The organism is Nocardia sp. NPDC051052, assembly GCF_044456045.1.
Taxonomy (GTDB): domain Bacteria; phylum Actinomycetota; class Actinomycetes; order Mycobacteriales; family Mycobacteriaceae; genus Nocardia.
Genome location: NZ_JBITFL010000001.1, coordinates 1,106,253 through 1,119,704, shown reverse-complemented (window position 1 = coordinate 1,119,704; position 13,452 = coordinate 1,106,253). Strand labels below are relative to the sequence as shown.

Below are 13,452 nucleotides of genomic sequence, written 5' to 3'. Positions count from 1 at the left end.
CACCTGCCCTACGACGAACACATCGCCTGGGCACACCGCGACACAACCGCAATCCGCGAAGCCGCTTGACAAGTTAGGGACCTGGGATGTCTACATGGCGGCGGGCCGCACCCTCGCACGCCGCCGCGACCGCACGTACAGCCATTGCAGTACGCCGGTGCCGATCACCCCGGCGGCCAGGGCGGCGATACCGATCTTCCATCCCGGCGGACGCCAGGTCAGCACCAGTTCGGCGTTCTGGGTACCGGCGGGGATATCCACGGCGACAAACGATTTCGCCACCGTGGTGATCGGAATCCGGTTGCCGTCGATGGTGACGCGGTAGCCGGGCCAGCCGAGCCGGGCGAACACCACGCGGCCACCGCTCGGCGAGCTGACCCGCACCCGGCTGGTGGTGCCGGTCTCGGAGATCGACGCGGCCGTCACGTTCTTCGTCGCCGCGACCCGGCCGTTCACCGTCGAGATCGGCCCGTCCACCCGTTCCAGCACCGAGATGTACTTCTCGTGACCGGGGTAGTCGACCCACTTCCAGCCGTCCGGCGCGGGCTGGTTGCGGGCGTCCGGGAACAGTGCCCGCTGCAACACCACCCGATCCAGCTTCATCAGATCGACGAGGGTGCGCTCGGTGGTCTTCTCCGGGGTGAACATGCGCCGGAACGCGTCCGGGCAGACGCTGCTGTCCCAGCGCATGCACAGCAGCTCACCGAAGTAGAAGTGACCCGTCGGGGTGTAGCCGTTGACGTAGCTCAGTTCGAGCGACTTGGCGTAGTTGCCGAAAACCAGCGAACCGTAGGCGCCTTGCAGGCTCTTGTCCTCCGGCTGGACCAGCCCGCGCTCGGCGAGTTGCAGTGTGGTGCCGGGGAAGTCGGGGAAGGCGGCTTTGGCATCGGATCGGTTGGTCGGCAGGTTCCACGTCATCGGGGTCGGCTGCGCGGACCGCACCTGGAAGAACACGATCGGGAACATCGCGACGATCACCAGCACACACGCCGCGGCGATGCCCTTGATCCGATCCAGCCACAGCACCGCGGCACCGAGCGCGACGACCGCCACCGCTGCGAGCACATGCCAGATCACGTCGTGCGGATCGGCGGAGAACGAGCGCACCCAGAGCAGCAGGATCAGCACCCCCGCCGCGATCCCGCGATTCTTCAGATCACGAGTCGTGCCGTAGCGCGCGAGCAACACGCACACCAGCACCAGCAGCCCGATGGCCAGCATCGGCAGCACCCGCACGGGCCAGCGCAGCGGACCGATAGATCCCGGCCCCGCCGCCCACATCAGCATCATGACCGCGAAGAACGCGACCGCGAACAGGTCTCGCCAACTGTCCTTGGCCCGCCGCCAATCGATGAACGCCAGCGCCGGAATCAGGAACCACGCGATGTAGGTGACCGGCATCGGCTGCACATACCCCCACCAGGAGGTGAACGCGGGATGGGTGCTGGGCAGGCTGGCGTTCAACGATTCCGACCACGGCACCGTCAGGAACTGGTCGTTGATGATCTCCATGGTGCCGCGCCAGGTCACCTTGGCCGACAGCATGCTCGGCAGGAAGGTCAGCAGGCCCGCGAGCCCGGCACAGCCGCCGACGATCGCCAGCCGCGCCACCGGCCACCATTTGCGCTGGTAGATGACCTCACCGACCGCGACCGCGAGCAGCATCAGTGCCGCCTCGACCGCCGGAAAGATGTACTGGGTGGAGATGGTCAGATAGAGATAGACGAAAACCGGAATCGGCCCGCAGTGCCCGATGCGGCGTCCGCTCTGCCCTACATGGTTACGCAAGCTGCCGCCTACGGGCTGACCGCTCCCGCCTGGCCCACGCGTGTAACGCACCGACGAGGCCCACGCGTGCACCAGCCACGCGGTGCCGGTGAGCGCGGTCATCCAGCTGGCCTCATCGAAGAACAGGAAGAAGCCCGACAGCGGGAACGCCACGCCGGCCACCGCCGACCAGGCCGGCTTGCCGCCGTAGGCGAGGCAGATCCGGTAGACGCCCAGTGCGGCGATGATCGCGAAGATCAGTTTGACGACGGTCGCGTACAAGGCCATGTTGTCGACGGACGGCGCGATCAGATCGATCAGCAGCTGCGGCGGGTTGAACAGGCCCGCGTCGTCCATCGTGTTGTTGCCCGACATCCATCGCTCGGGCACCAGCACCGGGAAGGTGCCGTCGCGTAACGCATGACCGAGGCCGACCCACAATCCCGTGTACTGGGATTCGGTGTCGTCGGTGTAGAAATGCCTGGCGTTGGCGAGCAGCACCGCGACGTAACCGAGGATCACGCCGACGGCGGTGATCAGCCCCCAGAGGTAGACGTTGCGGCGCGCGGCGGTGTCGAGATGGTCCGGCCCGGCAGCGTCGGCCCGCGCGGGCGCGGTGGTTCCGGCCGGAACTTCCGCCGCGGCCGGGTCACCCCCCGTGACCTCGGCGGACCCTGAGCGCGTCACCCTCGACACTGCACTATCCGTCACGAGTTCCAAACCCTACACAGCAGTGTGGCGCTTGGCATCCGGCCGCCGACGCGTTGATGATGGGGGCATGCGCACGACGGCAGCGGCAGCTCGGGTAACGACGGCGGCCACAGGGAAACGGCCCCGGATCCGAAACCCGCACCATGCTAGAGTTCTGGGCGGCTCGGGCCCTGCTGTCCAGCGGGAAATACCGGCACGCACCGTCATCGAAAGTCGATCCAGCTGATGCCGATTCCCGCACGCACGCCCCGCCCCGCCGCGGTCACCCCGAACGGCAGGCCGTCCCGGCCACACGCCGTGTCCGTTGTGGTGCCGATCTACCGTGGCGAGGACACCATCGGCGGCCTCGTCGCCGAACTGCACGAGCTGACCCGTCCCACCCAGACCCCCGGCGGCACCACCTTCCAGATCGACGAGATCATCCTGGTGCACGACCGCGGCCCGGACCGCTCCGACGTGGTGCTGCAGGAACTGGAGCTGACCTACCCCGAGGTGCGCACCATCTGGCTCAGCCGCAACTTCGGCCAGGACGCCGCGACCATCGCGGGCATGTCGGCCGCGGGCGGCGACTGGATCGTCACCATGGACGAGGACGGTCAGCACGATCCCCGCTTCATCGGCGCCTTCCTCGACGCCGCGCTGACCGAGCGCGCCGAGCTCGTCTACTCCAAGCCGAGCAACACCCGCCCGCACGGCTTCCTGCGCAACATCACCTCGCGCGGCGCGAAGCTGGTGCTCGCGACGTTGTTCGCGTTCCCCGACTCCACCCGATTCGAAAGCTACCGGCTGATCCGCGGCGCCATCGGCCGCCAGCTCGCCGACGTCGCCTCCAACGGCGTGTATCTCGATGTCGCGCTGACCTGGGTGGTCGGCACCGTCGCGCAGGTACCGGTGCAGCTGCGCGCCGAGGGCCGCGAGGAATCCGGCTACAACTACCGCCGCCTGTTCTCGCTGTTCTGGAAGATGGTGCTGTGCAGCGGAACTCGCGGCCTGCGCCTGGTCAGCCTGCTCGGCGTGACGCTCGGTCTCGGCGGCGGCGTGATGGCCGGCGTGATCGTCTACGAGGCGCTCACCACCGACAACTGGGCGCCCGAAGGCTGGGCCTCGATGATCGTGGTGCTGCTGCTGGTCTCCGGGGCGATCCTGTTCTCGCTCGGCCTCATCGCCGAATACCTCGGGGTGGCATTGCATATCCTCGTCGGTAAGCCGCTCTATCTGACCGTCGATTCACCGACGCCACGGCCGGTAGCGGCGACCAACGACTACCCAGCCAGGGAACTGACCACGACCACCGCGAACAAGGGGAACGACCGGGTTGAGCACTGACCGCATCATCTTCAGCCGCCCGTTCCGGGCTCGCCGCGAACTGGCCAACCTCGAGACGGTGCTCGGCTCCGACCAGAGCCACGGCGACGGGCCGTTCACCGCGACGGCGACCGAGAAGCTGAAGGTCATCACCGGGGCACCGCACGCGCTGCTGACCACCTCGTGCACCTCCGCGCTGGAGATGGCAGGCCTGCTGCTGCAACTGGGCCCCGACGATGAAGTGATCGTGCCGAGCTTCGCGTTCACCTCGACCGCGACCGCGATGGCGTTGCGCGGGGCCACCTGTGTGTTCGCCGACATCGATCTGGACACCGGCAACCTGGACCCGGAGTCGGTCGCGGCCGCGGTCACCGAGCGGACCAAGGCCGTGGTGGTCATCCATTACGGTGGCGTCGCCGCCGACATGGCACGGCTGCTCGCGCTGGCCAATACGCACGGCTTCGCCATCGTGGAGGACAACGCGCACGGACTCGGCGGCCGCTGGCAGGGGCGCCCGCTCGGCACCCTCGGCAGCCTGGGCACGCTCAGCTTCCACGACACCAAGAACGTGCACTGCGGCGAGGGCGGCGCGCTGCTGCTCACCGACGAGATCCTGATGGCGCGCGCGGAGATCATCCGGGAGAAGGGCACCGACCGGGCCCGGTTCCTGCGCGGCGCGGTGGACAAGTACTCCTGGCAGGACATCGGCTCCAGCTACCTGCCCAGCGAGCTCAACGCCGCGGTGCTCGACGCACAACTCGACGAGTTCGACACCATCCAGGCCGGACGGCACCGCGTGTGGGACGCCTATGCCGCCGCACTCCCGGAGTGGGCCGCCCGCAACGACATTCATCTCATGACGGTGCCCGCCGACCGCGAACACACCGCCCACCTGTACTACCTGCGCACACCCACCGAGGAACGCCGCGACGACCTGATCGCCCACCTGCGCGCCCGCGGCATCGTCGCCCCGTTCCACTACGTGCCCCTGGACTCCAGCCCCGCAGGCCTCAAACTCGGCCGCACCCCGCACCCCTGCGTCCGCAGCGCCAAGTTCTCGGGAACCGTTGTCCGCCTACCACTCTGGCCCGACCTCACCGACGAGCAGGTCGGCCGCGTCATCGAGGGCGTCACCGAATTCACCGTCTGACGGTCCGCTCTATCCCGCACATCGTCGGGTGCGCTATCGGAATCAGGGACGGCTCCGGTCTGCGTACGCACGCTCATGCCGGATCGGGTGCCCTGGATTTCCTTCCGGGAAGGTGGGCCGGAACATTTGTCCAATCCACCGGCACCAAGCGGCAGCGATAGTGCATGCATGACTATTTCCAACAACGAGTTACCCGAGGATCCCACCGCGCACCGCCGCGCCGCTGCCGGCCTTCGCCGCGAAACACGCTGCCGCCGAGCCCAACTGAAGCGGACGGAGATTCTTGAATGACGCAAGCCGAACTGTCCGGGGTGCCCGAGACCGCGTTGTGGACGCTGCGTAACCGGGCCGAGGAGGCGCTGCGGCCGGATTCCGGTTACGTGGATACCGAGGCGGTCCGGCTCTACCGGGCGCTGGCCGGGGAGGACTTCGAGCGGTTCGGGCCGCCGAGCCAGGTGCACTCCATCCGGGCGACGGTGATCGACAAGATCATCGTCGACTTTCTCGCCACCCACCCCGCCGGGCCGGTGGTCGCGCTCGGGGAGGGGCTGCAAACGACCTACTGGCGCTTGGGCGAACCGGAGGTCGCCTGGTTCTCGGTCGACCTGCCGGAGATGATCGACGCGCAGCAGCGGCTGCTACCGCCGGCCCCGGGAATCACCCGGCTGGCTTACTCGGCACTGGACCGATCCTGGTTCGGGCACGTACCTTCCGGGCCTGCGGTGATCACCGCCGAAGGCCTGTTCATGTACCTGCCGCCCGGCCAGATCCGCGTGCTGATCGCGGACCTGGCCAGGCACTTCCCCGGCGGCATCCTCCTCTATGACTCCATCCCGCGCGTGTTCAGCGCGCTGACGATGAAGGGGAGGGTACGGCTCAGCGACCGGTACATCGCTCCGCCGATGCCGACCAGCCAGTCCATTCGCCAGGCGCGTCGGCTGCCCGGACGAATCCCGGGAGTTGTTGCCTCCGAAGACCTGATCCCGCCGCGTGGACGGGGCCGATGGGCTTCCCCGGTGCTGCGCTGGGTCGCGAATGCCCCCGTCGCCCGCGCGCTGCGGCCCTCGCTCACCCTGCTCCGTTTCGGCGAGTGATATCTCCAGCTCGAGTCCCGATAGGCCGGTATCACACAGGCGAGAAGGTGTGTGGCGGTTAACTGTTGGCGTTGAGGACGTAGAGCTTTTCGCGGCCGCCTGCGATCAGTTCCTGTCGCACGACCCGCGCGACATAGGGGCGGAAGAACTCGTCGAGGGTGGTTTCGGTGAATCGGTGGGCTTGGGCGCCGTCGCCTGCGTTGGTGAAACGCTGACCGATGGCGGCGAGCACGCGGTTGTTGCTGCTGGACATGTTGCGCACGGGTTCGGCGATGATCACCTGCTTGCGGGCGGCGGACAGCATGCGGTCGAGGACGGGGGTGGCCTGCGGCAGGAAGTGGTAGAGGCTGGCCTGCATCACGACGTAGTCGGCTTCGGGCAGCGGGGCGTCGGAGGTCAGGTTCCAGACCTTGCCCTGGCCGCCTGCCTTGATGAGGGTGGTGACGAACCTTTTGTTGCGGTCGAGACCCGTATAGTCGACCGACTTCTGCCGCAGATAGCGGGTGTAGAGCGTCGCGGGTCCGCAGCACAGATCGACCACACTGGCGCCCACCGGCACTAGCCCCTCGACCGCGCGGTACCGATCCGGGTAGTACCGGCCGTACAGCGCACGGATCAGCAGCTCATAGACGGTGGCGTTGCGATAGATAAGGCTCGTACTCACCAAGTACTCCTGACAAATCGGACAGCAACGTCAGCGTGGGATGGTACGGCGCGAGCCGCCTGCGAGCGCGACCGGGTCGAGCCGCCGAACTGGTGAATCCGGCAGCTCGACAATTCGATTCGCGTCAGCTGTCGCCGAGGATCTTGGGTGCGTCGTCCTCGGTGAGGATCTCGTAGGCGTCGGAAGCCCGGTTATACCACCAGGTGTCGGGTCCGGGCGCCGGACGTCCCGCCGCCTGCACCGCGCGGGTGGACGGCCGGTAGGAGGAGCTGCGCGGGATCTCGTCCACCACGTAGACCAGATCGGGCCGCTGGTCGGGCTCGAGCGCGCGCAGCGCCTCGGTCACGTCCTTCGGCTCCAGCCGGAAACCCTTGCGCACGGAAACCGCGGCCACGGCAATGCAGCGTTTATCCGCCCCATCGGCTGCCGTCCCCCGGGGCTCGCCCACCGCCAACCCGTAGGCGACCTCCATGTCGACCGCGGTGATGTCGTTGAGGACATCCACGATCGGCTGCCCGTACACCGGCCCACGCGAGGTGCGGATCACCGTGTCCTTGCGGTCGATCAGCCAGTAGTCGCCGTCGCTGTCGCGGCGGAACAGATTCTCCGTCGGCATCCACGAGTCGCCGGGCGCGAACACGCCGCGCAGCCCGCCCGCGGAGATGTCCACCCCGTCGGAGGCCTTGCCGAGCATCAACCCGACCTCGTTGTCCGCGCAACGCCGGGCGTAACCCGAACCGTCGACCAGGATCTCCTCGGCGATCGGGTCGTAGGCGACCAGTTCCACCCTGGCGGTGCCCGGCACCGGCCTGCCCTTGCAGCCGCGCTTGACGCCCTTCACGTTGGCCAGCACCACGTCGCCTTCGATGGAGGCGTAGAACTCGAGCACCCGGGCCGGGTCGAACTGCTCGGCGGTGCGCCGCCACAGACCCGCAGGCATCCCGGAACCGATGAACAGCCGGATCGGATGACGATGCCCCTTCGGGAACACCTCGGCGTCGAGGATGTCACGCAGCATCGTCCAGGTGTAGGTGACGACGGTGACGCCGTAGCGGTGCACCTCCTCGGCGAACTGCGCCGGATCCAGCGAACGCGCCAGCGCGATCCGGCTGCCACCCGCGATCGCGCCGCCGAGACTCACCAGCAGTCCGGACGAATGATGCAGCGGCGCAAGGCAATACACCGTGTCCCTGCGGTCGAGGTCGGCGGTGGTCGCGGTGCCGAAGGCGGACAGCGCCCAGCGATGGTTGCTGATGTACTTGGTCTCCAGCCGGTCGCCGGTGCCGGTGACGAGCACGAACGCCAGCTCACGCGCCAACCCGGGATCGGCCCGATACCAAGCGGGCAGCCGCACCTGCGCCGGATCGATCTGCTCGAGGTCGATCACCCTGTCGCTCAACGGAATACCGAGCTGACGGGAATCACCACCACCGAGCACCAGCACGCGCGCGCCGGTACCAACGGCCTGCCGCAGGTTCTCCGGATCCGTGACAACCGTATCGACGCCGGTGATTTCGAGCGCGCGGACGAGCTCGCTACCCGGGGCGAGCAGCACCGCCACCGCGCCGAGCCGGGACAGCGCGGCGATCGTCGCCAACGCACTGGGCCGGGTCTCCATGATCACGCCGACCCGCATCGCGGGCCGGATGCCGACCGAGACCAGCCCACGCACCACATTGTCGATGCGGACGTTGACCGCGGCGTTGGTGTGCACCCGATCCTCGAACAGGAACAGGTCTTTCAGCGGTGCGCGCCTGCCCTGCTCGGCGATCAGCCGCCCCAGCGAGATGCGGGTGTGCGGCTGGATCATGCCGAGCCTGGTCAGTCGCGGCAGCGCCCGCGCGGCCTCACCGGCCAGCTCGACCGAACCGCGGACGGTGTTGCTCGCGATGCCTTCCAGCGCCTTGCCGACGCCCGCACCCGCCTCGGCCAGCGTCGCGGCGGTGTGCACCATCCGGGTGGCCGCCGAGCGCGGCCGATTCGAGTCGACGTGCTCGGCCATCGGATGGATCTCCGGCGGCAGCGTCTTGTCGCGTTCGAGCCAGTCGATCCACTGCCGCACCAGCGGCCAGGTGTGGTTGGTCGCCGTGCTGCCCGCCACCAGGCCGAAATGCCCGGCGACCAGATTGGCCTCGTACACCTCCGCGTTCGGCGCGGCCCGCACGATGCCGCGCACCGCCGCGGGCTGGCCGATGTCGTCGACCTCGCCGACGAACGCGAGGATCGGGCACTTCAGCTCGGCCAGCGACACCGGCTGATCGCGAATCACGAAGCCGCCCAGCATCAACCGGTTGTGCGCGACGAACTGCTTGAGCAGATCCGCGGCGGCCGGACCGGCGTAGCCGACCCAGCCGTCATTGTTCAGGAACCGGCGCTGGCGCTCCTTGGGCAGCAGCGCCTCCCGGTCGTGCAGCTGCCGCAGGAAGTCGATCCTGGCCTTGGCCGTCTTCATCGGGTCGAGCAGCTGGAAGCCGATGCGCACCATGGAATCGGTGATCGGCAGCCGGGTGACCACATGGTCGGCCAGGAAGTCGGCGACGTCGGACACCATCCCGTAGGGCAGCCCGAACGGCATGCCCGCGACCACGTCGACGGGACTGCCGAACGTCACGATGCTCTGCACGCCCTTGCCGTACCGGTAGGCGGCGACCTGGTAGGCGAACATGCCGCCCTGCGAGTAACCCATCAGGTGCACGGCGCTGCCGGTCGCCTCGGTCACCGCGTCGATCGCGCTGCTGACCGCGAGGACGTGGTCGGCGAGGTCACGCTGCCAGCCGCCCTCCTCGCTGGCGGGTGAGCCGAAATCGACCACCCAGCAGTCGATTCCGCCGCGCTGCAGGATGCCGACGGCACCGTCCTCGACGTTCACGTCCCAGATGTCGGCGTTCACCATCAGCGGCGGCACCAGCAGCGCCACAGGTCGGCCCGGGGTGGTGTCGTCGGGGAAGTAGTGCCGCAGCCGGTACATCCGCCTTCTCTCGACCACCTCGAACGGGGACGACTCGACATCGTGGGTCAGCCCGCCGAAGCGGATGACCTCGAGGCCGTTCTGCGCGGTTGCCATCAACCGCTGCACCGATCCGACCAAATCCTTCGCACTGAACTTCAAGATCGCTCCTGGCCCTACCCTAGAACGTGACCCTCATCATCCGCATCCGCGTACACCACCGAAGGGATTCCCTTCGGCCCCCCCTGGAAGTGCGCTGTGATGTGTTCTGACGAGCTTCCCATACCGCGTGTCCATTATGTGGCCGCTGTGACACGATCCATGCGCGTTATGCGGGGTCAGTAGCCGATTACCACCAGATTCACCGGCGGCGAAAGCGGCGGATCGGTGTCGGCGGGCCGTTCTTCCGGCACCAATCCCGATACCGCGCCGGTGCGGTCGGCGCACACGGTAGCTATCCGACGGCGATCTGTCCGCGATTCCCGCATTCCGCCCGCGGAAGTTATGCCCCGGCTATTCGATCGGCAGCGTGTCGTTACCATCCGCCACGGCATCCGCCATTTCCCTGCGTGCGACCCGGCCACCGGCCTACGATCGATGCCGACTGGAACACACTGTCGCGTAAGCCATTTCGCTTGAGTAACGGATTTCACGGGCCGCATTGCCCGCCTGTTCGCTGTGTCGAAATAGCCGTCTCTTGGACAACCATCGCCACGTGTCGCGCCTGATCGGGTCTGGGGCGATCACCTGCCGAGGTGAGGACAACGCATGACCATCCAGATGCCGGTCCACACGGAAAACAACGTACGCAAAAGCCTCAGCACCGCCGCCGCCGCCAAGCTCGCGCACACCACCAAATCCGAACCACAGATGCAGGGCATCAGCTCCCGCTGGCTCACCCGCATGCTGCCGTGGACGCAGGTCGAAGGCGGTGTTTATCGGGTGAACCGGCGGCTCACCCATACCCTCGGCAACGGCGAGGTGGAATTCGACGTCGACGGACCGCAAGCGCGCGTGATTCCCGCGGAGCTACGGGAACTGCCCGCATTGCGCGACTTCGACGACGACGAGATATTGGCCGCCCTCGCGCAGCGATTCCAGCAGCGCGATCTGGAGCAGGGCAGCATAGTCGCCGAATTCGGCACACCGATGCATCAGGTCGTGCTCGTCGTGCACGGCAAGCTGAGCAAAATCGGCGCAGGCGAATACAACGAGCACACCATGCTCGGCATTCTGGCCGGCGGCAACTATTTCGGCGATCAGGCACTCACCGACCCCGAAGCCATCTGGCCGGTCACCGTCAAAGCCGTCACCAAGACAACCCTTCTGGTCCTCCCCCGCCAAGCCCTCGACGATGTACTCGGCAACGCCCCACGGTTACGCGAGCAACTGTCCAGACTGGCCGACACACCGACGTGCCCGCAGAACACCAAGGGCGAGGCCGCCATCGAGATCGCCTCCGGCCATCATGGCGAACCACTACTCACCGGAACATTCGTCGACTACGACGCCGCGCCACGCGAATACGAGCTCAGCCTCGCGCAGAGCGTGCTCCGAGTGCACACGCGCGTTGCCGATCTGTTCAACGACCCGATGGATCAGATCGAACAACAGCTGCGGCTCACCGTCGAGGCGCTCTACGAACGCCGCGAGCACGACCTGGTCAACAGCCCCGAGTTCGGGCTGCTGCACAACTGCGACCTCAAGCAGCGCATCTCGACCGAGTCGGGCCCGCCAACCCCCGACGATATGGACGAGCTGCTCAGCATGCGGCGCAGCACCAAACTCTTTCTGGCACACCCGAAAGCGATCGCCGCGTTCGGTCGCGAATGCAGCAGGCGCGGCCTGTATCCGGATCCCGTCGACGTCGACGGCCACCGAGTACCCGCCTGGCGCGGCGTGCCGATCTTCCCGTGCGGCAAGCTCGCGGTCAGTCCGACCCAGACCACCTCGATCCTCGCCATGCGCACCGGCGAGCAGGACCAGGGGGTGATCGGCCTGCATCAGACCGGCATTCCGGACGAGTACGAGCCGAGCCTCAACGTCCGCTTCAAGGGCATCGATGACCAGTCGATCATTTCTTACCTGGTCAGCTGCTATTACTCGGCCGCCGTGCTGGTGCCGGACGCACTCGGCGCGCTCGACAATGTCTTGGTCGCTCGGCAAACCGACTGATGGAGGGACGAGCCATGTCCATGCTTTCCCGCACCCTGGCGTTGCCCGCTACGCACGAGGTCGCCACCGCGGTCGCCGCACTCCTATCCGACCTCGGTGGTGGAGCACCAATAGCGTTGGCGCACACCGATTTATTCTCACCGGATGGAACACCTGCGCCGGACCGGCCAGAGACTCCCCCGTCGGCCGGGCCCGAGGCGCCCGCACCGGGAAGGCCCGGAGCACCCGCACCAGACGGGCCCGCGATACCCACGCCGGGCGGGCACGCAATCCCCACGGCGCAAGCGGCCGCAATACCCACAGCGGAAGCACTCGGGACACCCGCGCCTAGCGGGCACGCAGCACCCACGGCGCAAGCGCCTGAGACACCCGCGCCCGACCGGAAGCGAATCCTCGGCCCGACCGGACTCGGCACCGCGACGTTACTGATCACGCCGCCCATCGCTACGCCCGGATCGGTTGTCCCGCCGGTCATCTCGACCACGGCATCGGCACCACCGCGCGTGACCACCTCGGCCCCCGCCATCGGCGAGCGAGGGGCCACCTCAACTGAACGCCGCATCCCCACCGGCCCAACCGGATTGGGCACCGCATCGACCCGCCGCAGCAGCTCCGATACCTCGATCCCCGCGCTCTACTGCCCGCCACCGATGCGCGACGACCCGGTGCTCGCCGCCACCGTCAACGAGCTAATCCTCGCCTGGGCCAGCTCGATCGGCCTCTACGAGGGCAAGATGGACGATCTGCGAGACGCCGACTTCGGCCGGTTGATCATGCTCGCCCACCCCGACTGCGACGACCCGGACCGGCTGCTCGCGGCGGCGAAATGCGCGGTCACCGAGTGGGCGATCGACGACTACTACTGTGACGCCGATGCCGACGACACCGCACCCGACGGCACACCGTCGACCGCTGCGGCCGAACTCGGCCCGAGGCTCGAACTAGCCGCTGCCGCAATAGATCCCGTCCATCTCCCGGCCCGTTACGCCGCACGCCTCGAACAAGCGATGGAAGCGGACCCGATCCTGCGCGCGTTCCGCAGCGGCTTCGCGCACGTGGCCGAGTACGCCACACCCGCACAGGTGGCCCGGCTGCGCACGGAGATCGCGGGCTGGTTCATCGCGCTCGGCGCCGAAGCGGGCTGGCGGCAGGCCGGCCGGAAGCCGCAGGCCTGGGAGTACCTCACCAACCGGCAGCCGCACAGCTTCCTGCCGTGCATGGCACCCATCGATGTGGTCGGTGGCTACGAACTACAGCCCGCCGAATACACCGACCCCCGGGTGCGCCGGGTGATCACCACGGCCGCCCTCGCCAGCCAGCTGGTGAACGACCTCTACTCGATGGCCCGCGAAGATCTTTCCGACGGCAGGGAATTCAACCTCCCGACGGTCCTGGTCGCCGAGGAAGGCTGCACCCGGCGCGAAGCGGTGCTGCGCACGGCCGAACTGCACGACGAACTGATGCACCGGTTCGAGCTGGAGGCGGCGCCGCTGGCCGCCTCGGGATCCGCCGAACTAAGCCGGCATCTCACCGGTGTGTGGGCGTGGCTCGGCGGCAGCCGCGCCTGGCACGCCGACAGCAAGCGCTACACGTAGCAACACCTCGAAAGCTGTGACACCGCTAGGGAAATAACCAGTGC

General features: G+C 67.7%; 8 protein-coding genes. 5 read left to right on the top strand and 3 right to left on the bottom strand.

The window, feature by feature from the left end:
* Positions 1–90: 90 nt before the first annotated feature.
* Positions 91–2,289, bottom strand: a complete 2,199-nt coding sequence (locus ACIBCN_RS05040) for a hypothetical protein (protein WP_396990198.1) — start codon at positions 2,287–2,289, stop codon at positions 91–93.
* A 414-nt stretch (positions 2,290–2,703) separates the two neighbouring features.
* Here ACIBCN_RS05040 and ACIBCN_RS05035 point away from each other — a divergent pair, with 414 nt between their 5' ends.
* From ACIBCN_RS05035 to ACIBCN_RS05025, 3 genes are all read left to right on the top strand, one after another.
* Entirely contained in the window at positions 2,704–3,804 is a 1,101-nt protein-coding gene (locus tag ACIBCN_RS05035) for a glycosyltransferase (RefSeq protein ID WP_396990140.1), read from the top strand.
* Positions 3,794–4,933: a dTDP-4-amino-4,6-dideoxygalactose transaminase gene (gene rffA / locus ACIBCN_RS05030; RefSeq protein ID WP_396990139.1), complete on the top strand. Its 1,140-nt coding sequence runs from the start codon at positions 3,794–3,796 to the stop codon at positions 4,931–4,933. The genes ACIBCN_RS05035 and rffA overlap by 11 nt, the downstream gene beginning before the upstream one ends.
* Positions 4,934–5,220: 287 nt before the next feature.
* The gene (locus ACIBCN_RS05025) at positions 5,221–6,027 is read left to right on the top strand and encodes a class I SAM-dependent methyltransferase (protein ID WP_396990138.1); all 807 of its coding nucleotides are present in this window, start codon (positions 5,221–5,223) and stop codon (positions 6,025–6,027) included.
* A 58-nt stretch (positions 6,028–6,085) separates the two neighbouring features.
* Here the strand turns inward: ACIBCN_RS05025 and ACIBCN_RS05020 are convergent, their stop codons facing one another.
* Both ACIBCN_RS05020 and ACIBCN_RS05015 read right to left on the bottom strand, forming a co-directional pair.
* The gene (locus tag ACIBCN_RS05020; RefSeq protein WP_396990137.1) at positions 6,086–6,691 is read right to left on the bottom strand and encodes a methionine biosynthesis protein MetW; all 606 of its coding nucleotides are present in this window, start codon (positions 6,689–6,691) and stop codon (positions 6,086–6,088) included.
* 124 nt (positions 6,692–6,815) lie between these two features.
* Entirely contained in the window at positions 6,816–9,800 is a 2,985-nt protein-coding gene (locus ACIBCN_RS05015) for an acyl-CoA synthetase (protein WP_396990136.1), read from the bottom strand.
* 606 nt (positions 9,801–10,406) lie between these two features.
* Here ACIBCN_RS05015 and ACIBCN_RS05010 point away from each other — a divergent pair.
* Both ACIBCN_RS05010 and ACIBCN_RS05005 read left to right on the top strand, forming a co-directional pair.
* Positions 10,407–11,813: a family 2B encapsulin nanocompartment shell protein gene (locus ACIBCN_RS05010; RefSeq protein ID WP_396990135.1), complete on the top strand. Its 1,407-nt coding sequence runs from the start codon at positions 10,407–10,409 to the stop codon at positions 11,811–11,813.
* On the top strand, positions 11,813–13,408 hold the full coding sequence (locus ACIBCN_RS05005; RefSeq protein ID WP_396990134.1) for a family 2 encapsulin nanocompartment cargo protein terpene cyclase: 1,596 nt from the start codon (positions 11,813–11,815) through the stop codon (positions 13,406–13,408). The genes ACIBCN_RS05010 and ACIBCN_RS05005 overlap by 1 nt, the downstream gene beginning before the upstream one ends.
* The last annotated feature ends 44 nt before the right edge of the window (positions 13,409–13,452 follow it).

Bases quoted from the DNA above. Each gene is read 5' to 3' on its own strand.
- ACIBCN_RS05035 (WP_396990140.1), top strand. From the start codon at position 2,704: ATGCCGATTCCCGCACGCACGCCCCGCCCCGCCGCGGTCACCCCGAAC.
- ACIBCN_RS05025 (WP_396990138.1), top strand. From the start codon at position 5,221: ATGACGCAAGCCGAACTGTCCGGGGTGCCCGAGACCGCGTTGTGGACG.
- ACIBCN_RS05010 (WP_396990135.1), top strand. From the start codon at position 10,407: ATGACCATCCAGATGCCGGTCCACACGGAAAACAACGTACGCAAAAGC.
- ACIBCN_RS05005 (WP_396990134.1), top strand. From the start codon at position 11,813: ATGGAGGGACGAGCCATGTCCATGCTTTCCCGCACCCTGGCGTTGCCC.